Origin of the sequence: Stenotrophomonas sp. A3_2 (genome assembly GCF_036624925.1) — a bacterium.
Classification (GTDB): Bacteria; Pseudomonadota; Gammaproteobacteria; order Xanthomonadales; family Xanthomonadaceae; genus Stenotrophomonas; species Stenotrophomonas hibiscicola.
In genome coordinates, this window is record NZ_JAZKVY010000252.1 from 37869 (window position 1) to 58670 (window position 20802).

General features: G+C 68.2%; 19 protein-coding genes and 1 pseudogene. 7 read left to right on the top strand and 13 right to left on the bottom strand.

The genetic code is table 11. The features are described 5' to 3' along the window. Positions 1-4: 4 nt before the first annotated feature. The 3 genes from accB to R5H29_RS10590 form a co-directional block, all read right to left on the bottom strand. Positions 5-484, bottom strand: a complete 480-nt coding sequence (gene accB, locus R5H29_RS10580) for an acetyl-CoA carboxylase biotin carboxyl carrier protein (RefSeq protein WP_019660824.1) — start codon at positions 482-484, stop codon at positions 5-7. 58 nt (positions 485-542) lie between these two features. Then, positions 543-986 (bottom strand): type II 3-dehydroquinate dehydratase, encoded by a 444-nt coding sequence (gene aroQ, locus R5H29_RS10585; RefSeq protein ID WP_111097629.1) that lies wholly within the window; start codon positions 984-986, stop codon positions 543-545. 319 nt (positions 987-1305) lie between these two features. Beyond that, a complete protein-coding gene (locus R5H29_RS10590) occupies positions 1306-2034 on the bottom strand; it encodes a DOPA 4,5-dioxygenase family protein (protein ID WP_332329149.1) in 729 nt (242 codons plus the stop codon). Positions 2035-2198: 164 nt separating this feature from the next. On the opposite strand from R5H29_RS10590, the pseudogene R5H29_RS10595 reads away from it, so the two are divergent. Beyond that, a pseudogene (locus R5H29_RS10595) lies at positions 2199-3028 on the top strand (oxaloacetate decarboxylase). A gap of 57 nt (positions 3029-3085) precedes the next feature. On the opposite strand, the gene R5H29_RS10600 reads toward R5H29_RS10595, so the two are convergent. Then, the gene (locus tag R5H29_RS10600) at positions 3086-3619 is read right to left on the bottom strand and encodes a hypothetical protein (RefSeq protein WP_332329150.1); all 534 of its coding nucleotides are present in this window, start codon (positions 3617-3619) and stop codon (positions 3086-3088) included. 124 nt (positions 3620-3743) lie between these two features. Here R5H29_RS10600 and R5H29_RS10605 point away from each other — a divergent pair, with 124 nt between their 5' ends. Further along, complete coding sequence (locus R5H29_RS10605) at positions 3744-4340, top strand: NAD(P)H-dependent oxidoreductase (protein WP_171952571.1); 597 nt, start codon at positions 3744-3746, stop codon at positions 4338-4340. Between the two features lie 16 nt (positions 4341-4356). Then, entirely contained in the window at positions 4357-4950 is a 594-nt protein-coding gene (locus tag R5H29_RS10610) for a TetR/AcrR family transcriptional regulator (RefSeq protein ID WP_332329151.1), read from the top strand. A 13-nt stretch (positions 4951-4963) separates the two neighbouring features. Here the strand turns inward: R5H29_RS10610 and R5H29_RS10615 are convergent, their stop codons facing one another. Further along, positions 4964-5746, bottom strand: a complete 783-nt coding sequence (locus tag R5H29_RS10615) for a D-alanyl-D-alanine carboxypeptidase family protein (protein ID WP_155030471.1) — start codon at positions 5744-5746, stop codon at positions 4964-4966. Between the two features lie 129 nt (positions 5747-5875). On the opposite strand from R5H29_RS10615, the gene R5H29_RS10620 reads away from it, so the two are divergent. Then, a complete protein-coding gene (locus tag R5H29_RS10620) occupies positions 5876-6442 on the top strand; it encodes a GIY-YIG nuclease family protein (protein ID WP_021203266.1) in 567 nt (188 codons plus the stop codon). Positions 6443-6449: 7 nt separating this feature from the next. On the opposite strand, the gene R5H29_RS10625 is transcribed toward R5H29_RS10620, so the two are convergent. Next, positions 6450-6593 carry a hypothetical protein gene (locus tag R5H29_RS10625; RefSeq protein ID WP_019660816.1) on the bottom strand — a complete coding sequence of 48 codons (144 nt, stop codon included), beginning with the start codon at positions 6591-6593 and terminating at the stop codon, positions 6450-6452. Positions 6594-6691: 98 nt separating this feature from the next. Between R5H29_RS10625 and R5H29_RS10630 the strand changes: the two genes are divergently transcribed. Then, positions 6692-7591, top strand: coding sequence for a LysR substrate-binding domain-containing protein (locus R5H29_RS10630; RefSeq protein WP_134730090.1), 900 nt, complete (start codon positions 6692-6694; stop codon positions 7589-7591). A 98-nt stretch (positions 7592-7689) separates the two neighbouring features. Here the strand turns inward: R5H29_RS10630 and R5H29_RS10635 are convergent, their stop codons facing one another. Next, positions 7690-8406, bottom strand: a complete 717-nt coding sequence (locus R5H29_RS10635) for a transporter substrate-binding domain-containing protein (protein ID WP_332329152.1) — start codon at positions 8404-8406, stop codon at positions 7690-7692. An 81-nt stretch (positions 8407-8487) separates the two neighbouring features. Here R5H29_RS10635 and R5H29_RS10640 point away from each other — a divergent pair, with 81 nt between their 5' ends. Further along, positions 8488-8859 carry a VOC family protein gene (locus tag R5H29_RS10640; protein ID WP_332329153.1) on the top strand — a complete coding sequence of 124 codons (372 nt, stop codon included), beginning with the start codon at positions 8488-8490 and terminating at the stop codon, positions 8857-8859. Positions 8860-8924: 65 nt separating this feature from the next. Here R5H29_RS10640 and R5H29_RS10645 read toward each other — a convergent pair whose 3' ends face one another. Beyond that, on the bottom strand, positions 8925-9764 hold the full coding sequence (locus tag R5H29_RS10645; RefSeq protein WP_332329154.1) for an arylamine N-acetyltransferase: 840 nt from the start codon (positions 9762-9764) through the stop codon (positions 8925-8927). Between the two features lie 203 nt (positions 9765-9967). Between R5H29_RS10645 and R5H29_RS10650 the strand changes: the two genes are divergently transcribed. Continuing rightward, complete coding sequence (locus R5H29_RS10650) at positions 9968-12505, top strand: methyl-accepting chemotaxis protein (protein ID WP_332329155.1); 2538 nt, start codon at positions 9968-9970, stop codon at positions 12503-12505. A gap of 46 nt (positions 12506-12551) precedes the next feature. Here R5H29_RS10650 and R5H29_RS10655 read toward each other — a convergent pair whose 3' ends face one another. From R5H29_RS10655 to R5H29_RS10675, 5 genes are all read right to left on the bottom strand, one after another. Beyond that, positions 12552-15074: a sulfite reductase flavoprotein subunit alpha gene (locus R5H29_RS10655; RefSeq protein ID WP_332329156.1), complete on the bottom strand. Its 2523-nt coding sequence runs from the start codon at positions 15072-15074 to the stop codon at positions 12552-12554. Between the two features lie 455 nt (positions 15075-15529). Next, positions 15530-16093: a TlpA disulfide reductase family protein gene (locus tag R5H29_RS10660; protein WP_155030201.1), complete on the bottom strand. Its 564-nt coding sequence runs from the start codon at positions 16091-16093 to the stop codon at positions 15530-15532. Next, positions 16090-18474 (bottom strand): protein-disulfide reductase DsbD, encoded by a 2385-nt coding sequence (locus R5H29_RS10665; RefSeq protein WP_332329157.1) that lies wholly within the window; start codon positions 18472-18474, stop codon positions 16090-16092. The genes R5H29_RS10660 and R5H29_RS10665 overlap by 4 nt, the downstream gene beginning before the upstream one ends. Beyond that, entirely contained in the window at positions 18471-18809 is a 339-nt protein-coding gene (cutA, locus tag R5H29_RS10670; protein ID WP_019660807.1) for a divalent-cation tolerance protein CutA, read from the bottom strand. Before cutA ends, R5H29_RS10665 begins: the two co-directional genes overlap by 4 nt. Positions 18810-18877: 68 nt before the next feature. Beyond that, positions 18878-20668: an endonuclease gene (locus tag R5H29_RS10675; RefSeq protein ID WP_155030199.1), complete on the bottom strand. Its 1791-nt coding sequence runs from the start codon at positions 20666-20668 to the stop codon at positions 18878-18880. Between the last annotated feature and the right edge of the window lie 134 nt (positions 20669-20802).

Genomic DNA, 20802 nt, shown 5'->3' on the forward strand with positions numbered 1-20802 from the left:
CCCCTCAGCCGATCACGAACAGCGGCTGGTCGAATTCGACCGGCTGGCCGTTCTCGCCGAGGATGGCGACGATGGTGCCGGACGTGTCGGCTTCGATCGGGTTGAACATCTTCATCGCTTCGATGATGGCCAGGGTCTCGCCTTCCTTGACCTGCTGGCCAACGGTAACGAAGGCCGGCTTGTCCGGGGCGGACGAGGCGTAGAAGGTGCCGACCATCGGCGAGCGCAGCACGTGGCCTTCCGGCAGTGCCGGGCCCGGCTTGGCGGTGCCGCCGGTGGAGGCTTCGGTCGGCGACTGCATCGGCATCGCCTGCGCCGCCGGAGCGGCCGGAGCGGCATACACCGGGGCGGCGACCGGGGCGGCGTAGCCGGCCACCGGCGCGCGCGACAGGCGCACCGACTCTTCGCCTTCCTTGATTTCGATCTCAGCCAGGTTCGACTCTTCCAGCAGGTCGATCAGCTTCTTGATTTTGCGCAGATCCATGAGGGCCTCTTTGGTTTCTTCTAGGTGAGGAGAGCGCCGTGGGCGCCCGGGTCGACAATCAGGTGGCGGATACCCGCAGCAGCGCCGCGTCCATCGCGTAGCGGTAGCTGTCGGCACCGAAGCCGCACACCACGCCCACCGCCTTGTCGCTGAAGTAGCTGTGCTGGCGGAACGGTTCGCGGGTATGCGGGTTGGACAGGTGGATTTCGATGAACGGCACCGCCACCGCCGCCAGCGCATCGCGCAAGGCCACTGAGGTGTGGGTGAACGCGGCGGGGTTGATCAGGATGAAGGCAGTGCCGTCGTTGCGTGCGGCCTGCACGCGGTCCACCAGTACATGCTCGGCGTTGGACTGCAGGCTCTCTACGGCGTGCCCGGCGGCCGAGGCCTGGGCAACCAGGGCCTGGTCGATGTCGGCCAGCGTGGTGTGGCCGTAGACCTCCGGCTCGCGGGTGCCGAGCAGGTTGAGGTTGGGGCCGTGCAGGACCAGCAGCTTCGCCATGGGATCCGGAAGACGGGAAAGGGCGGCAGTCTGGCGGAACCGGCGGATGCTGTCCAGTTCGGCGAAGTTTGCAGCGTTTCAATCGACCGTTTGAAATCTGCGGAAGCGCTTGCGGCCCTATGCGGGGCGGCGGATCAAGGCGCGCTGAATGCCTTGCGGGCGGGGGATGGATGCACGTAGGCCGACGATGGCGGCAAGGGCCACGCCGGGGGATCCGCGCCAAGCGCGGGCGACGGGGCCGGCGGTCAGTAGATCCACGCCATGCGTGGATGAAGGAAGTTCCATATGCAGCAAGCTACGCACCCACCGGAATGGCGGGTCAGGTCTCCAGCGGCACCGTCGGCACCACGTTCGGGAACACCTCTTCCAGCGGCTCCCGTTCCCCAGGCTTCGGTGCCGGCCAGTTGTACGCGTTCACCGGCTGCGCGCGGTTCACCCACAACGCGTAATACAGATGATCGGCGCGGCCGTCCCCGGTGTTGGGATGGATCAGGATGGTCAGGCCCAAGCTGTTGAGCTGCAGCCAGGGCACCAGCACGGGGAGCAGGTCGTTGGTAAAGCCGAAATAGAACGAGGGCGTGACATGCGGCCCACGCGGCTCAAGGTTCCAGTTGCCCAGCTCCACCGGGAACCGCTCGGCGGCCCAGCGCCGTAGCAGCGCGGCCTTTTCGAAGCTGTCCTCATCGAAGTAGATGTGAGCGTGGTAGCTCTTGATGTCGGTGTAGGCGCGCGGGCGCGTCGGAAGCGTGGCCTCGCCGGGACGCACGCTGGCCGGGCGCGGGGTCGGTTCGCTGGCCGTGGCCTGGCCCCAGGGGCTGCGGCCCTCGGGCGCCGGCGGAACGATGGCGCGGAAGCCGGGTCGCCCGGGTTCGGTGGTGTTCACGGCGTTGTCGCTGCGCGCGGCTGCGGTGGCAGCCGACGCGCTGGCCAGGCCGCCAGCGGCCAGCCCGGCCGACGCGATCAGGCGACGGCGCGCGGGTGAAAGCAGGTCGGCCCAATGGGCGTCATCGTCGCCGGCATTGATCAGGGTCTGCGGGTCCGGGTGCATCTGGGGCTCCGTGGGGCACTGTGTGGCAGGCAAGCACGCTCGGGCAGCGTGCACGGTGGTGTCCAATAAGCAGCCGGCATCACCTCATGCACGTTGGCCCACGCCGTGATTGAGTGCCGCCGCGGGGCGGGCTAGGGTGCAGGTCCGCCGCCCGGGAACCCGCCATGACCTCGCTTGATGCCGACACCCAGCGCAAGCGCGCGCGTTTTCCCGCCAGCTGCACGCGCAGGGTTGCTTCGTGCTGCCCAATCCGTGGGACGTGGGCAGCGCCCGCTACCTGCAGCGGCAGGGCTTCCAGGCACTGGCCACGACCAGTGCCGGCTGCGCCTGGAGTGAAGGGCGGCCGGATGGGGCGGTTTCGCTGCAGGCCACACTGGAACATCTGCGGCTGATGGCGGCCGCGACACCGCTGCCGTTGAACGCCGATTTCGGTGATGGCTTCGGCGCCACGCCACAGGCAGTGGGCGAGGCGGTGGCGGCGGCCATCGACACCGGTATCGCGGCGCTGTCGATCGAGGACGCCAGCGGCGTGGCCGATGCGCCGCTGCGGCCGATCGGGCAGGCGGTCGAGCGACTGTGTGCAGCACGTGCGGCCATCGACCGCGCGGGGGGCGATGTGCTGCTGGTCGCGCGGGCCGAGAATTTCTTCGTTGGCGTGCCGGATCTGGAGGACACCCTGCAGCGCCTGCGCGCCTATGCCGAGGCCGGCGCCGATGTGCTGTATGCACCGGGCATCAGCACGCGCGAACAGATCAGCGCGGTGGTTGCCGCTGCGGGGGCGAAGCCGGTGAACCTGCTGGTGGGTGGACCGACACCGCTGAGCCTGCAGGACATCGCCGCACTCGGCGTGCGACGGGTCAGCCTGGGCGGTGCGCTGGCGCGAGCTGCGTGGGGTGGGTTGATGCAGGCGACCCAGCCGATCGTGCAGGACGGACGCTTCGATGGCCTGCAGCAGGCGGCTTCGGGCGCGGCGTTGAACGCGCTGTTCCGCTGACACACACCCAGGCCTGCAATGGATCCAGCCCGGGCGTGGATGGACGCGCGCCTGCGACTACAGCGCTTCCATCCCACCCCTGGGCAGCGTCACACCCGGCTCCAGTGCCGGCAGCAGTTGCCGCAGCAGTGCCGGGTTGTCCAGCATCGCCGCGCCGTCCAGATAGCGCCATTGCGTTGTACCGACGCGTCGCACAGCAACCATGAATGACGTGCTGCGCATCGGCGCTTCGCGCACGCGAAGCAGTGACTGGCGCGGTACGAAGCAGACTTCCTCGTCACCGGCCGCATAGGTGCGGCCCGGCACGCCTGCCTCGTCGCTGACGATGGTGACGCCGGCCTTGCGCAGCGCCTTCACCGTGTCGCGGGTCGCCCGCGCATAGGCCTCGTCGCCACCGGCCAGCTGCTTCAGGCTGGGATGGGTACGCGCGATGATCAGCTCGGTATCGCCACGGGCGAAGGCGCCCATCATCGCCTGCACCTCCTTGCGCAATGCGGCCGAGTCTTCCGGACTGAGTTCACCGGCCAGCGCGGGCGTAACGTCCATTGCCATCGGCAGGGCCAGCAGAAGGGCAAGCAGATACCGGTGCATCGTCGGGCAGCTCAGCGGGAACGCCGCACTATACGTTGGACACGAAAACAGCGTCCCATCGGTGGCGCTGGTTTCCCCGGAATCGATACTTACCATTGGTAGGTATTGATGTCTGGAGATCCCCATGCATAGCCTCATTGTCATCGCCCACCCTGAGCCCGGTTCACTGACCCACGCGATGGCGCGTCGCATCGGTGATGCCATTGCCGCGGCCGACACCGGCAACACCGTGACCTATGCCGACCTGATGGCCGAAGGCTTCGATCCGCGCTTCAACCCGCAGGACCAGGCGTTGTTCCGCAGCACCGGCGCGGTACCCGCCGATGTCGCTGCCGAGCACGCGAGGCTGGATGCCACCGATACGCTGGTGCTGGTGTTCCCGTTGTACTGGTGGTCGTTCCCGGCGCTGCTGAAAGGCTGGATCGACCGTGTGTTCACCAACGACTGGGCCTACGCGCAGGACGCGCAGGGCAGGCTGGTGAAGAAGCTGCAGCGCCTGAATGTGCATCTGGTGGCGCTGGGCGGCGCCGACGCAGCCATGGTCGAACGTCGTGGCTACGACGCGGCAATGAGGACGCAGATCGACATGGGCATCTTCGACTATTGCGGCGCACGCGTGCTGTCGTCCGACCTGCTGTTGGACGCCGATACCGGTGCCGCTGAAGCGCATCTGCAGACCGCGCTGGCGATCGGCCGTAAAATCGGTGTTCCGATGCGCTGATCGCCGTGCTCCGCCGATGCCCGCCAACGCCACCCCCACGCGCCGCCGAATGACCCGGGAGCAACGCACCCGCCAGTTGCTGGATGTGGCCTGGGCACTGGTTCGCGGAGAAGGTACCGGAGCGTTGACGCTGGGGCGGCTGGCCGAGGCGGCGGGCGTGACCAAGCCTGTGGCCTACGATCACTTCGTGACCCGCAATGGCTTGCTGGCGGCGCTCTACGATGACTATGACGGACGCCAGACCGTGGTCTTCCACGAGCGCATCGGCCGCGCCCGGGCGCAACTGGTCGATCGGGCGGCGGCCATCGCCTCCGGCTACATCGACTGCGTCCTCAGCCAGGGCAGCGAAGTGCAAGGCATCCTCGCCGCGCTGGTGGGGGCGCCGGAACTGTATGAGGTGCGACGGCGCTACCAGCAGGATTTCATCGACAACTGCCAGGTCTGGCTGGGCCGGTTCGCAACCGGCGGCACGGTGTCGCTGGCGGGGCGCTGGGCCATCCTCGGTGCGGCTGAAGCCCTTTCAGAGGGTGTTGTTGCCGGCGCGTTGGACAAGGCCGGTGCCGTGGCCGAGCTGCAGCGGCTGATGGTGGCGACGGTCAAGCGGCGCTGAGCCGCACGAGCGGTCAGCCGCCGGCCAGAGCGGCGAATCCCGCGGCCAGCCGGTCGCGCACCAGTGCGTCGCGCGCGTCGCGGCTTGCAGAGCCCAGCACCACGGTGATCAGCCGTACCGGCTGGTCCCGCCCGGGTACTGGCCGGCACGCGGTGGCGGCCAGGCAGAAGCCTGCGGCCTGGGTGTAGCCGGTCTTCAAGCCGTCCACGCCGTCTTCGCCGAGCAGGGCGTTCTGGTTGCTGCGGTTGAAGCTGCCATGGGCGAACGCGCGCTGCGCGGTGATCGCCAGGATCTGCGGATGGTCATTCAGCAGGCAGGCGGCGAGTACGGCCATGTCGCGCGCGCTGGAGGCATGGTGCGGTGTGGTGATGCCCGACACGCTGGCAAAACAGGTGCTGCCCAGCCCGAGCTGGCGTGCGTGCCGGTTCATGCGTTCCAGGAATGCCGCCTGCGATCCGTCCAGGTGGCGCGCGATCGCCAATGCAGCGTCATTGCCGGAAACCACCATCAACCCTTCCAGCAGGCGCGCCAGGGAGATTGTCTCGCCGGGCACCAGGCCCATGCGCGTTTCATCGTCGGCGACCGCATGCACGTCGTCGGCGGCGATGGGGACTTCGTCGTCCCACGAACGCCCGCGCTCTTCCACACATTCGTAAGCCGCATAGGCGGTCATCAGCTTGGTCAGCGAAGCCGGTTGCCTGGCGATGTCCGCGTTGTACTGGTGAATCACCGCAAAGGTGGCCGCTTCCAGAGTGATGGACGAGGCCGGTAGGGGGGCAGGTGCAGCAGAGGGCATGGCGGCGGTGATGACAGCGACAGCCAGCAAGGATAGTCCGCAGCGGCATGAAGCCGCACTGCCCAAGCGCCGCAGTGCACACGGTAACGCCCGGTTGCGCCCGGGCTGTTGACGAGGCAGCCTGCGCACATGCAATCGGATATCCGCATCGACGGTCGTGTCTTTGCCTATGTCTTCCCCTGTGCGTGGGAAGACTACGCGAAGATCGGCTTTTCACGTGATCCGCTCGGACGCATCAGCGCATTGCACCGGCGCTGGTTCGAGTTCTTCGACCTCGACGCCGGTGCACTGGTGGAAGCGGAAAGCGAGCGCGATGCGCGGGATCTGGAGCTGCAGCTGCGTTCGCCGTTCAAGGCGCACCGCGCACCGGCGCCGATGACGGTCCAGGACAAGGCCGGAGGCCACACCGAGTGGGTACGTGGTGCCAACCAGGCGTTGTTGCTCGCGGTTGATGCGTTGGGCGAACAGGGCTATCGCTGTTTCCCGCTGAAGGCATGGCTGCGGGCTGCGCTGCGCGTGCGCATGGACCGGCTGCACGACTGGGCGGCGGTGCAGCTTCCGGAAGAGGAAGGCCTGCGGATGCCGGGCGGCCCCGGCGAGGGTGTGCTGCGGGACACCCTCGACGGTTGTCGGGCATTGGATATCGATCCAATGCCGTGGCTGCCTGAACACGTCCAACGCTGGTATGCAGGTTGAAGAGCGTTCAACGGGTTCGCGGCCGCTGAACCGGCGTGGCCGGTTGCGGCGCGCGCGGCGGAGCCGGTGTGGACGGGCCGGCCAGCTGGCGTGCCAGCTCGGCGCTGGCCACGTGGCCGTGCAGGAACAACAAACCGCCGAAGATGTTCATGAGCGCGCCTCCACTTGAGTGGATTGCACGATACGGGCAGCATGAAGCGGCAAGAAGCGACATTTCCGCAAGCGTGACGTGAGAGGATTTCAAGCCTGATGTCCCGTGCTCCGCTCCATGCCCTGCAGGGCTTCGTGGCTGCCGCCCGGCTGGGCAACCTGTCGCGTGCGGCAGCGTCGATGAACCTGACCGTCAGCGCGCTCAGCCATCAGATGCGGCAACTGGAAGAGCGGCTCGGGCAGCCGCTGCTGATCCGCCAGCCGCGGGGTGTCTCGCTCACCCTGGAGGGACAGCGCCTGCTCGACCAGGTGGGGCCGCACCTGGATGCGATCAACGAAGCCTTCCAGCCCTATGCGGCGCGTGCCGAGCACGTGCTGACGATCAGCGCGGTGCCGTCGATGGCGTCGGCGTGGCTTGTACCGCGCCTGGGTCATTTCGTGGCTGAGCACCCACAGATCGAGATCAACCTGCAGTCGAGCGAGCGCCTGGTCGATTTCGAGCGGCAGCGCCAGTTCGACGCCGCGCTGCGTCTGGGCAGCGGGCAATGGCCGGGCCTGGTGGTGGAACCGTTGTTCGATGAATGGCTGCTGCCGATGGCCAGCCCGGCGCTGATCGAACGCATGGGAGGGATCGAGCGCGTGCCGCTGAACCAGTGGCCGCTGCTGGGTGATCCGGACGGCGCCTGGGGCGCGTGGTTTGCATTGAGTGGGCAGAGTGCGCCGGCGCGGTTCGTGGCGGTGCTGGATGATTCGGAGGCGCACCATCGCGCCGCTCTGGATGGCGTGGGCGTGGCCCTCGGCCGAGTGACGCGGGCGAGGCTGCTGCTCGACTCCGGCCAGCTGGTCGCACTGTCCAGCCAGCGCCTGAAGACGGCGTGGCCGCATTGGTTGGTGTACCCGCAGCGCTCGGCCAGCCATCGCGGCTTCCTCGCCTTCCGCGACTGGTTGCACGCGCAGGCTGCTGAGCATGTGCGACACATGGCAGACGCGCATCCGTAGCGTCGCGGCATGCTCGACCATCGCATCTGCATCTGTAGAGTCGGGCCACGCTCGACTGCGCTTGCGGAGGGCGAGTCGAGCATGGCTCGACTCCAAACTCATCGCAGCAGCGTGACCGCCTGCCCGCCACGCGCGAACGCTTCCTCCAGCAACGGGCCCGCCTTGATCGCTTCCACTTCCTCGAACAGCGCCCGCAGTGCATCGGCGGGGCGCGAGGCCGGCGCCGCGACCGCCTGCTGGATCACGGTGAAACGGTCGGCCAGCACCCGATGGCCGGGATGTGCCTTCGCCCAGGCCGCCAGCGGCTGGCGCACACCGGCCGCGGCATCCAGGCGCTGCTGATCGAACAGGGTGATGGCCGCCGCCGACGTCTCAGCTCGCTCGATCATCGCGTGGCGCAGTTCACGGCTGAGAAACAGGTCGTAGGCTGCACCGCGGCCCACCGCGATGCGCAGCCCCTCGCGGTCGAGGTCGGCCACCTGCTGCGCCAGGCTGTCCTCGCGCACTAGATAAGTGCCTTCGATTTCCACATAGGGCGCGCTGAAGGCGATGCCGTCGGCACGCGCCGGATCGATCGCCAGGAAGGCCAGATCCCAGGCATCTTCGGCGGCCGCGGCAACTACCGAGGCTGCGGCGTCGTGGCAGGTGAAGCGGGCCTGCACGCCCATCCGTTGCGCCAACGCGGTCGCCAGTTCCAGTGATGGACCGCGCGGTGAGCGCGCATCGCCCTGTGCCAGCACAGGGTTGCCCAGGTTGATCGCCACGCGCAGGAAGCCGTGCGGTGCCAGGGTACGTCGATGGTCGGACAGGGACATGCAGGACTCCGCGCTGAGGGCGCTCCCAGCATGCCATTGCTGCCCTGCAAGGGGGTACCAGTGTCCGGTTATGCTGCGGGCATGAACCCCATCCTGCACGTCGAAATACCGGCCAGTGATCTGGGCCGGGCCATCACGTTCTACCAGCGGTGGCTGCAGGTGGCGGTGGACGAGCCCATCGTGCTGCACGACTGCCGGATGGCCTACCTGCCGTTTTCCGATGAGGCCGCCGGTGCCAGCATTGCGCTGGTGCACGGCGCGGACTACCGGCCCTCCGAGCAGGGCGCCCGCATCTACATCGGCGTCGATGACCTGGAGGTGAGCCTGGAGCGTGCACTGCAAGCGGGCGCTGCGCTGCGCTTCGGACCGGCCGACGCGGGCGACTGGCGCGTGGCCGAGATCTTCGACAGTGAAGGCAACCGTATCGCGCTGCAGGCGCGCGCGGTTGCGTAGAGCCGAGCCCATGCTCGGCTGCTGTTGACCCAGCAGCCCAAGCTCAGCCGAGCATGGGCTCGGCGCTACAAGGTTGCGGCGCGTGAGCGCTGCAGCCAGTCATTGATCGCCGGGTCAAGCCGCGGGTCTTCGGGCAACTGCATGCCGAAGCGTTGCTGCAGTACCTCGCGCACGTCGGCAACATCGTGCAGCGGACGCTTGTCCGGTACCTGGCCGGGGCGGTACTCGGTGTAGTTGCCGCTGCCGATCGTGCGGCGCCAGTCCGGCCCGGTCAGCGATGCGCGCAGCTGGCCGGGGAAGCTGGAATCGGGATGGGTGCACACGTACCAGTTGCCCACCACGTTGTCGATTGGTGCCGGCGCCTGCAGGTCGAACCGATACATCGCCCGCCAGCCATCGTGGGACTCGGCCGACAGCACGAAATCACCGTTGCCAGGCAGTCGGCGCAGCAGGTAGCGCTCGTGCGGCGTGGCCTGTGGCTGCGGATCATGCACGCGCAGCGGCACGGTCGGGGTCAGGCTGCCGAAACCGGCATCCACCAGCCAGTCATCGCCGTCCACCTGCACGCGCAGCAGCAGGTGGGTGCGTGCGGTCAGTTCGCCGTCCTGGGCGGCCAGCAGCACGCGCGCGCTCAACGGCTGTGCATCGAAGCCCAGCGCCTGCAGCAGTGCCAGCAGGCCGCCATTGAGTTCGAAGCAGTAGCCGCCACGACGGTCGTCGAGCAGCTTGCGCTGCACGCTGTCCAGGTCGATCGGTACTGCATCGCGCAGCAGGCAGCTGAGGGTTTCGAACGGCAGCAGTGCGTTGTGGCGCTGCTGCAGCAGGGTCAGGCCCGCCAGCGTCAGCGGTGGCGGTGCATCCAGCTGCAGGCGTTGCAGGTAGCGGGGGACATCGAGCGTCGTCATGCGCGCGCCGGGCGGGGGAGGGAGATCTACTGTGCTCCCCCAACCGGGGTTGAGGTCAAGCATTGCGCGGGTGTCATCCCCCTGTCGCCTGTGCCGGGTACAAAGGCCGCGTCCGCCAGCAATCGGTGGGAGTGGACCAGGAGCGCCCTAAAGTTGTCCTGAGTCAGGCCGATACAGATGCGTCTTTCCGCCTGGAGTCTGTCATGTCGGCCGTCGTCCCCCACCTCCGGTCCCTGCGCACGCGCCTTGCTGCGTTGCACTCGGCGTCCCCTGGGCTGCTGCGCTGGCTGCAGCCACATCGGCTCAGCGTGGCCAACAAGCTCAAGGCCACACTGTGGATCTGCGGCCTGGGCCTGGTGGCGATCGCTGCTGTCTACGCCTGGACTGGCCATGCCAACGCACTGGCTGCGCGCAGCCAAGCCAGCTACCAGCGCGGCAGCGATCTGGCTGCCAGCCTGTCCACGCGGGTGGCCGAAGCGCGTCGCCTGCAGGCCCAGTATGCACGCAGTTTCGATGATGCCGACCGCGCGCAGCTGTTGGCCACGCAGAAGGCGTTGCAGACCGATCTGCAGGCGCTGCGCGCGATGCCGATGGATGCTGGCCGGCGCAAGGCTCTGCAGGCGCTGACCGAAGCCGCCGACGCGTTCTCGCAGGGTGTGGCCGCCCTGTTCGAACGGGTCGACGAGATGGGCCGTGGTGATGCCGGCCTCGCTGCGCAGCTGCAGCAGGCCGCCGACACTCTGCAGGCGCAGGTGGATGTGCAGCAACGGCCCGCGCTGGCGCTGTCCCTGCAGAAGATGCGAAGGCAGGAGGCACTGCTGCTGCTGGACGGTGATTCCACCCACGCCGACCGCGCCAGCGAGGAGAAGCTGCCGTTCGACCTCGCGCTGGCGGGCCTGCCTGCGGATGTGCAGGACACCCTGCGCACCGGGATGGAGGCGTATCAGGCCGCATTGCTGGGGTATGCCGCTGCCCGTGTCGGCCTGGATGTGGAAGCGCAGTCGCTGCTGGGTGCCGCTGCGGACGTAGCGCCTGCACTGGCCGCATTCCAGCGGGCGCAGGTGGCGGCGCTGGCCAGGGCGCAGGCACGCCAGCAGGCCGGCGCGCGCACCATGAGCGTGCTGTTCGCACTGACCCTGCTGCTGGTGGCCGGCGTGCTGATCACCAGCCTGGTGCTGGTGCTGCGTGCGGTGCGCCGGCCGATCCAGGACACCCTGCGCTTCGCCAGCGACATCGCCGACGACCGCCTCGACACCACCCTGCGCATCTACAACGCCAACGACGAGATCGGCCAACTGGCCCAGCGCCTGGTCGACATGCAGCAGCGCCTGCGCGCACGCATCGAGACCGAGCGCGCGGTGGCACGCGGCAACACCCGCGTGCGCCAGGCATTGGATAGCGCGCAGACCGGCCTGATGGTGATCGATGCGGAAGGGCAGGTCGCCTACGCCAACCCGGCATTGCTGCAGCTGCTTGAACTGCCGAACGAAGCGCTGGTGGGCAGCGACGCGGTACGCCTGCATCCGGCGTTGGCCAGCCTGGCCGGCGTACGCCAGCGCGAGGAGCGCGAGATCGGCCATGCCGGCGTGCGCTACCAGCTGATCGCCAATGCCATCACCGACGAAGGGCATTTCCTCGGCGTGGCAGTGGAGTGGCGCAGCCGCGCGCTGGAAACGCTGCTGGAAACCGAAGTGGCAGCACTGGTCGACGCCGCCGCACATGGCGACCTGCACGGCCGCATCGCGCTGGAGGGAAAACAGGGCTTCGTGCGCACGTTGTCGACCAGCATCAACCGCCTGCTGGCGACCTTCGAGACCAACCTCGGCGATCTGCAGGCGCTTCTGGCGGCGCTGGCCCGTGGTGACCTCAGCGTGCGCATGGAAGGTGAGCTGCAGGGCGTGTTCGCACGCATGCGCGACGATGCCAACGCCACGGTCGCGCAACTGGGCCGCATCGTCACCCGCATCCAGCAGGCGACGTCCAGCCTCGACACCGGTGTGGGTGAGATCGTTGCCGGTCACCATGATCTGTCGCAGCGTACCGAACAGCAGGCGGCCAACCTGGAAGAGACGGCAGCGTCGATGCACGAGTTGACCGACACCGTTGGCCGCAATGCCGATGCCGCGGGCCGCGCCGATGCCCTGGTGCAGGGGGCGGCCGCGGTGGCCCAGCGCGGTGGCGAGGCCGTCGGCCAGGTGGTCGCAACCATGCATGGCATCAGCGAGGCCTCGCGGCGGATCGGCGACATCACCCAGCTGATCGATGGCATCGCTTTCCAGACCAACATCCTCGCGCTGAATGCCGCGGTGGAAGCTGCGCGCGCAGGTGAGCAGGGCCGCAGCTTCGCCGTGGTGGCTGCGGAAGTGCGCCTGCTGGCCCAGCGCAGTGCCGAAGCGGCCAAGCAGATCAAAGGACTGATCGAGGATTCGGTGGCGCGTGTTGGCCAGGGCAACCAGCAGGCCGAGCAGGCGGGCATCACGATGGGCGAGATCGTTGGCAGCGTGCAGCAGCTGGCCGAGCTGCTGGCCGGTATCCGCAGTGCATCGCAGGACCAGCATGCCGGCATCGCGCAGGTGAAGCAGACCATCGTGCAGATGGAAGCCAGCACCCAGTGCAACGCCAGCCTGGTGGAAGAGGCGGGTGCCTCCACCGCGCAGATGCAGGCGCAGGTACACGCGCTGGCCGAAGCGGTGGGCGCGTTCCAGTTGCAGTCGATGCCACAGGCGCGCGCTGCGGCCTGATCCTGCTCCGGTAGTGCCGGCCGGCGGCCGGTACTACCCTTGTGGCTCAATACACGTCGCGACGGTAGCGCCCGGTCTCCAGCAGCGTTTCCACTGCTTCATCACCCAGTGCTTCGCGCAGCACCTGGTCCACACCTTCGGCCATGCCCAGCAGCGAACCGCAGACGTGGATGACCGCACCGCGCTGCATCCAGTCGCGCAGGGCATCGGCTGCCGCACGCAGGCGATCCTGCACATAGCCGCCCTTACCATCGCGCGAGAACGCCAGGTCCACCCGCGCGAGATGGCCATCGCCCTGCCACGCTTCGATCTCATCGGCGAACAGGAAGTCGTGCGCGCGCTGGCGTTCGCCGAACAGCAGCCAGTGCCCGTGCTCACCTGCATGCGCGGCTTCGCGCAGCAGGCTGCGCAGGCCCGCGATGCCGGTGCCATTGCCGATCAGCACCATTGGCGCACCGCCAACGCGATGGAAACCGGGGTTGCGGTGCACACGGGCCACGATGCTGGCACCGACAGGCGCATGCAGCGACAGCCAGCCCGAACCCAGGCCGGTGCGTCCGGTTTCGTCATGGACCAGCCGTACCACCAGTTCGACGGCACCGTCATCCGTACAGGATGCGATGGAGTACTCGCGCCCCGGCAGCAGTGGCAGCCCTGCCAGCCAGAGGCAGGCATCCTGCACCGCCAGCGCAGCATCGGCATCGGGCAGCTCGCGCTCGCTGGCCAGCGCCAACAGCGTGCGCGGCTGGCCGTCAATCAGCAGCGGCTGCTGGGGATCCAGCCCATGTGCCTTCAGCACCGCAACGGCGTGCCGCGCGTTGTGGCGGGGCGCGATGTGCAGGATGTCGCCCGCCTGCCACTGCACATCGGCCGGTGGCGCAAGACGGATGTGCCAGATGGCGCCGCCCACGCTGCCTGGATTGAGGCGGTCACGGCCGAGCAGGCGCCACTCGTGCATCTGCGTCGCGGTCGGCAACACGCTGTCATCGGTGGCGATGCCGGTCAGCGCGCCGAGATGTTGCTGCCACTGGCGCAGCGCCGGTATCGCAGCGGCATCGACATCGATGCGCTCGAACAGCGCACGTGCCCCGTTGCCCAGCAGCCAGCCATCGAATTGGCGGCCAAAGCCGCAGTAATGCGGGTACTGGCGGTCACCCAGGGCGAGCAGGCCGAACTGCAGGCCCGACAGATCCGGCGCTTGTGCCAGCAGCCGTCGCGCAGCGCCCCGCGCCGCATCCGGAGGTTCGCCATCACCAAAGGTGCTCAGCACGAACAATGCCTGTGCGGTGCGTGCCAGCCGCGCGGCATCGACGCGGGCCAGCGGCAGAACCTGCACTGCATGGCCGGATGCTTGCAGCTGCGCGGCAGCGCGCCATGCGAGTTGTTCGCCCAGTCCGCTCTGGCTGGCATGCACCACCAGCCACGGCGTGCCATCGCCATCTGCAGGTGTTGCTGGTAGCGACTTGCGCAGCCCGCGCGCAGCGCGCTGGCTGCTGCGCCGGTCCAGGTACAGCAGCCAGCCAGTGATGAAGAACAGGCTCATGCCCAGGCTGCTGAGCATCACCACCACCCGCCCGGGCATGCCGAAGTAACTGCCCGAGTGCAATGCGAACACGCTGGTGGCCAGCTGTCCTCCGGTGCCCTGGCGCGCGTAGGGGCGTGAATCGAGGATGGCCCCGCTGGCCGGATCCAGCTGCAGCAGATCGTGCGCGCGGTCATGCCGCCCACCGCGCTGCGACGGGTCACCGGCCATCACGCGCACATTCAGTACCTGCCCCGGTTTCTCCGGCAGACGCAGGTCGATGTAGCCGGTGCGCACGCCGGGCAGCGCATACAGCGTGGCTTCGATGCGCTCCAGGTCCAGGGCGGCGTCGGCGGCGACCTTGTGTTTGGCGGCCGGTGCGACGCCCAGCAGGGTGTTGGCTGCGCTGCGGTACCAGTTGAAGGACCACCACAGGCCGGTCAGCGCACTCATCAGGTAGATCAACAGCACCCAGGTGCCGGCCACGGAGTGCAGGCTCCACAGGAAGCCGCGTCCACTGCGCTTCCACTCCACTGCCAGCCAGCTGCGCCAGTGCCACCAGCGTCGTGGCCAGCGCAGGTAGAGCCCGGACAAGGTGAAGAACAGCAGGGCGATGGCGCAGCTGCCGGTGATCCATTTGCCGCGCTCACCGGCGGCAAGATGCCGATGCAGGTCCTCGACGAAGTCAAAGAGCGCCTGCCCGCGCAGGGCGCTGAAGCGCTCACCGCTGTAGGGGTCGAAGTACACCCAGTGTTCCTTGCCGCCAGCAAAGCGCGCCACCGACGGTCGCTGGCCGGTGGCATCCACGCGCAGGCGCTGCAGGGGGCGATCACCGCCGGCCTGCAGCAGCGTTGCCAGTTCGCTGAGTTCGAGCGGAAGCTGGCCATCAGCATGGTGTTCAGCGATCTCGGCGAAGCCGGGGTTGGCCGCTCGCAGCAGCTCATCCTCGAAGGACAGCACGGCGCCGCTGAGGCCCATCACGGCCAGTACGGCGCCGGCGGTGATGCCCAGCAGCCAGTGCAGTTGGAACAGGACGTTCTTGAACATCGAAGGAGGGGGCCCCGAAGGCTGCCGCCCGCATCCTGCGCAACAGCAAATGAGAATTAATCGCGGAATTCTCCGTGGCGGACGGGCTACGGTCAAGGAGGGTTTTGTTGCAGGGCTTTGCAGCCCTGCACCCGCTACAAGCCGGAGCAACGTCAACGTCAAAAGCTGGCTTTCCGTGGGTTGGCGGGGTGGGTCCGGTTGAGGGGGACGCTGCAAGTCCCCCTCCGGGGCCCGGCCCAGCCGCTGGCGGCTGTGCGTTCGGGCGCTTGCGAAGCAGTGCTTCGCAAGCAAAGCGCCCTCGCCCATGTAAGCTCGGTCGCCGCATCCATGCGGCTCACGCCCCCTCAACCGGACCCACCCCGCCATCCCACGGAAAGCCCGCTTTGGCTTTGGCTCTGGCCGTTGCCGTTGCATTGAGCAGGGTGCAGGGCTGCAAGCCCTGCAAAAAAACACCCTCACTTCACCCAGCTGTCGATCTCGCCGTGGGCGAACGGTCCCAGCTTCGCCTTCACCAGCCGCCCCTGTGCATCGAACAGCACGCTGTAGGGCAGCAGGCCCTGTGTATTGCCCAGCTGCACGCTGGCATCGCGCGGCCCCGGGGTCTCGATCACGATCGGGTAATCCACCGGTACCCGCTGCAGGAAACGGCGCACGTCCTCCGGCGTATCCAGCGCCAGTCCCAGCACCTGCACACCGTGCTCGCCCTGGACATGTGCGAAACGCGCCAGTTCGGGCATTTCTTCAACGCAGGGCGCGCACCAGCTGGCCCAGACATTGATCAACAGCGGGCGACCGCCAGCGTGCTGGCGCAGGTCCAGCGGCCGGCCTTCAAGATCCAGCAGCGACAGTGCGGGCAGGCTGTCGCCGACCTGCAGGGTGGGTGCGGCAGCCGCCACAGCAGGCGCTCCCGGCACGGCCTCAGGCGCCACCGGCGCCGGTGTCAATCGATGGCCGGCCCACAGGCCAAGGCCGGCGGCCAGCACCGCTGTCCACAGCAGCGCTGGCCGTTGCCACTTCATCGTGCGGTGCGCAGCAGCGCTTCCTCCACCACCGCCTGGGTCAGCAGGGTCGGCAGCACGGTCGGCGGCGCGCCGGGGCCGTACACCACGTACAGTGGCACGCCGACGGCCTTGTGCTCTTCCAGGAACGTGGTGATCTGCGGGTCGACATTGGTGTAGTCGCCGCGCATGTACACCGCGTTGGTGCGCTTGAGCAGTTCCTTGAATTCCGGCCGCGACAGCACGGCGCGCTCGTTGGCCTTGCAGCTTACGCACCAGTCGGCGGTCATGTTGACGAACACCACCCGGTTGTCGGCGCGCAGGCGGTCCAGCAACTGCGGTGAATACTCGACCACGTTGTCGCTGGCGGCCTGTGCGGCCCGCGCCGGCGGTGCGAGCTGGGTCACACCCCAGGCCGGCACCAGCGCGCCGATCGCCAGCAGTACGCCCAGCAGTGTCACCGCACGCGAGCCGGTCCAGCGGTTGCGCTCGAACAGCCACAGGCCGAACGCCAGCAGCAGCAGGCCACCCAGCACCAGCGCCATGCCATCCACGCCACGCTGCTTGCCCAGCACCCACAGGAGCCACAGCGCGGTGGCATACATCGGGAAGGCCAGCACGTGCTTGAGCGTTTCCATCCACGGGCCCGGCTTGGGCAGGCGGCGTGCGAGCGCCGGCACGAAGCCGATCAGCAGGAACGGCAGCGCCAGGCCCAGGCCGAGGAACAGGAACACGGTCATCGCCTTCAGCGGCGGGGCAATGAACGCGTAGGCGATCGCGCCACCCATGAACGGGCCGACGCAGGCACTGCCGACCACGCAGGCCAGTGCACCGGTGAAGAAGTCACCGGCCGGGCCGCTGCGGCTGGCCAGCGACTGGCCCAGATTGCCGATGCCGCCGCCCAGGGTGAACACGCCGGACAGGCTCAGGCCTACCGCGAACATGATGTAGGCCAGCGCCGCCACCACACCCGGGTGCTGCAGCTGGAAGCCGATGCCGACGGCATTGCCGATCGCGCGCAGGCCGACCATCAACGCGCCGATCACGGCGAACGCGACCAGCACGCCCAGCGTGTACCAGAGCGCGTGGCTGCGTGCGCGCTGCGCGCTTTCGCCGCTCTGCGCCAGGCTCAGCACCTTCAGCGAGAGGATCGGCAGCACGCAGGGCATCAGGTTCAGTACCAGGCCACCGGCCAGCGCCAGCAGCAGGACCCAGACGAACGAACGATCAGGATTCGGCGTCGTCACCGGCGGACGCGTGCGCAGCGCATTGTCGCCCTGTGCATCGGTGGCGAATTCACTGCTGGCGGTGGCGCCACCTGCGGCGGCCGGTGCCGCTACATCCGTGTTGGGCACGGTTGGCAGCAGGCGCAGCGGGGCGCCGTTGGCGGCTTCGCGCGGTGCACCGTTGGCAGCAGGCAGCGGGTTGATCACGTCATTGCGCGCTGGCGCCTGGTCGGCGCTGGCGCTGACCTTGCCGGCCGGAATCGACAGCTTCACCCGGCGGGTCATCGGCGGGTAGCAGATGCCATCGGTCTGGCAGCCCTGGAAGGTCACCACCAGGGTGCTGTCGACGGCATCAGTGACAGCGCGGCGCAGCGGCAGCGGCACTTCCACCTGGTTGAAGTAGACCGAGACATCGCCGAAGTGCTCGTCGCGATGCGATTGCGCGGCTGGCCAGCGCGGCTTGCCGGCCAGCACGCCGGCGCTGCCTTCCAGCTTCAGCGAGGTGCGGTCGCGATACAGGTAATAGCCGGGCGCTGGGCTGAAGCGCAGCAGCAGGGTGTTGCCGTCGCTGGCGATGGCATCGAAGCCGAACGCCTGTTCCGACGGCAGCGGCAGGGCCTGGCTGTTGTTGGCCGCGCCCGGCAGGCGCAGGCCACCGCTGTTGCCGGCACCGGCCAGCGGGTTATTGAACGGGCTGGCCGCACCGGCACGCGCGGCAGGCACCGCCGCCGCCGCACCGGCGCCCGGCAGGGTGACCTGCACCACGCGCTTCTGCGGCGGGTAGCAGACACCGGCATCGGCGCAGCCCTGATAACGCACTTCCAGGCTGATGGTGCCGGCAGCGTCGGTCGGCGTGCCGGGCAGGGTGGCCAGCAGGCGCTCGCGATAGGTCTCGACCTCGCCGAAGAAATCGTCGTGGTGCTTGTCGCCCTTGGGCATCTGCAGCGCGCCGGCATTGAAGGCCGGGTCGGCTTTGACGCTGGTACGGTGGCGATACAGGTAATAGCCTGGCGCGATCTTGAACTGCAGCTGCACCTGGCCACGTTCGGGGGCAGTGGCGGTCAATGCGAACGCCTGGTCCACCGGCAGCAGGTCTTTCTCATCCAGGGCGAAGGCGGGCAGCGAAAGGCACAACAGGGCGCACAAGGCAGCGCCACGCGCAAACAGAGTCTTCAATCAGTGTCCTCCCGGGTCTGTGCCCGGATCCAATCCAGATACGCCGGCAGGCCGGCCCGGGTTTCGACCGCGATGCACTCCGGGAGTTCATACGGATGCAGTTCGACGATCCGGGCGATTGCGTCATCGACGCGGCTCGAGGTGGTTTTCACCAGCAGCTGCAGCTCCGCGTCGGTGGTCACCTCGCCCTGCCAGCGGTAGGTCGACTGTGCGCCGTCGAGGCGGGTCACGCACGCCGCCAAGCGCTCGCCTACCAGCGCGTGCGCGATGCGCTCGGCACTGGCCCGGTCCGGGCAGGTGGTCAACAGCAGCAGGACGGGATCGACGGTCGACATGACCGTCGAGTATAGGGCCGCCGCCGGGTCAGGGCCCGGCGGCGGCAGTGGACCGCAGCGTTGCGCGGTCAGTTGGCCAGCTGGCAGGTGGCTGGCTTGGCCGAGGTGAACAGGGCCGGGGTGGCCCACTCGGGGTGGTCGATGAACGGGTTGCGATTGCCCTGGAAGCTGTAGACCACGTCATTGCGGGCACGCTCGGCATCATCCGGCGGATCGGACAGGTGCCAGTCGATCAGCGTCGACAGCAGGCCCATGTAGGCCGGCGAACTGCTGGTCTTGACGATCCTGCTGCGGTCGTCGGTCAGCTCCAGGTCCGGCTCGGACTGACCGGTGGCCGCATCCTTGCCACCCTCATAGCGGATCGCCATGTACATCACCGCGCGCGCCATGTCGCCCTTGCGCTTGCCCCACACCTCGAACGTGCCGGTGTTGCCGTCCGGCGTGCGCACCCAGTTGGAGTTGCCCGGATAGCCACCACTGCCGCCGCCCTGCCCATTGTTGGCTTCGGTGGCACGCTCACCGCAGCTGGCATCGCACTTGCCGAACGGCTTGTTGCCGCGGTCGGCGTTCCACTGCGCGTCGGTCAGGTACAGCATGTGGGTATCGGTGTACGGCGCGTAGGGCAGGCCCTTGTCGCCGGTGGTGCTGGCAAAGCCCAGCGAGTTCGGCCAGGTGTGCTCGCGGTTGTAGGTCAGGCCGCTGCCGGTGCCCGCACGATCACTGACCTTGGCGTAGCTGCGGTTGCGGTAGGCATCGAGGATGCGGTTCGGGTTGTTCGGATCCTCGTCGGCGATTTCCAGGATGGTCCAGGTATTGGTGCCCGAGCCGCTGTACGGGTAGGCGGTATGGCCCTTGATGGTGGCGTGCAGCGAGCAGCGCAGCTGGCTGGGGCTGCTGGTGTTGACCCTGGAGTAGTAGCCGGCCGGCACGCCCGGGTTGCCCGGGTCCGGATTGCCGCCGGTGCTGGCCACGGTGAAGGCGATGCGGCTGTCGGCGGCCGGGTGCGCGCCCAGCAGGTCGGTGATGCGCGCGGCGCGGATGTCGAAGCGGCAGGCTTCACCGGCCACCAGCGCGGTGTTGGTGGACAGCTTCACGCTGCGGCCGCTGGCCGGGAAGGTCAGCGGCACGCTGCCGGAGGTGCCGCAGCTCAGCGCGAACGCGCCGCTGGCCAGGTTCACGGTTTCGCTGAACACCACTTCCAGATCGGCCGCAGCCGGGAAGGTGCTGCTGCCCTGCGCCGGGGTGGTGGTGGACACCGACGGCGGCGTGTTCGGGCCTGGCGTGCCACCGCCGCTGAAAGTCTGGCCGTTGTTGCAGCTGCCGAAGGTCTGGCCGGCCGATTCGGCCCAGGTGAAGTGGGTGTACTGGCTGCCGCTGCCGGTCAGCTGCAACGAGGTGCCCGGCGCGGTGCTGTTGGTCTCGGCTACCGGGATGTTCTGGCTGGTCATGCCGGCGGCAGGGCCACCGGAGGCGGTGATGGCGCCCTCATAGCTGAGGAACTGGACCACTTTGCCACTGGCATCGACCAGGGCGATGCCGTCGGTCGGGCCGTTCTGGATCCCGTTGGTCGGGTAACTGACCACGGCGATGGTGGCGCTGCCGCAGCCGGCGGCGGTGCCGGCCGGGACCGGGTTGTTGGCATAGACGGTGGCGGCGGACGGATTGCTGCCGTTGTAGAGGTACAGGCGGTAGCCGGACAGGTCCTCACCGGCAGTGGCTACGACCTCGATCGCTTCGCCGACGTCACCGGCGGCGGTGCTGTCGTCGTAGTGCAGTTCGTTGATGAAGACCTCGGCCTGGGCCGGCGCAGCGGCCAGCGCCAGCAGGCAGGCAGCGGCAAGCGGGGACAGCAATCGCATCGACTCCTCCTTGTGATTGGGAATGCCGGACCGAGCCTAAGGCCGATCCAGTGACACTTTGTCGTAAATGAACGTCAGATGTCTGACAGTGCGACGCTTGTCACCGAAATTGATCTGGACCGAAGCCCTGGCCG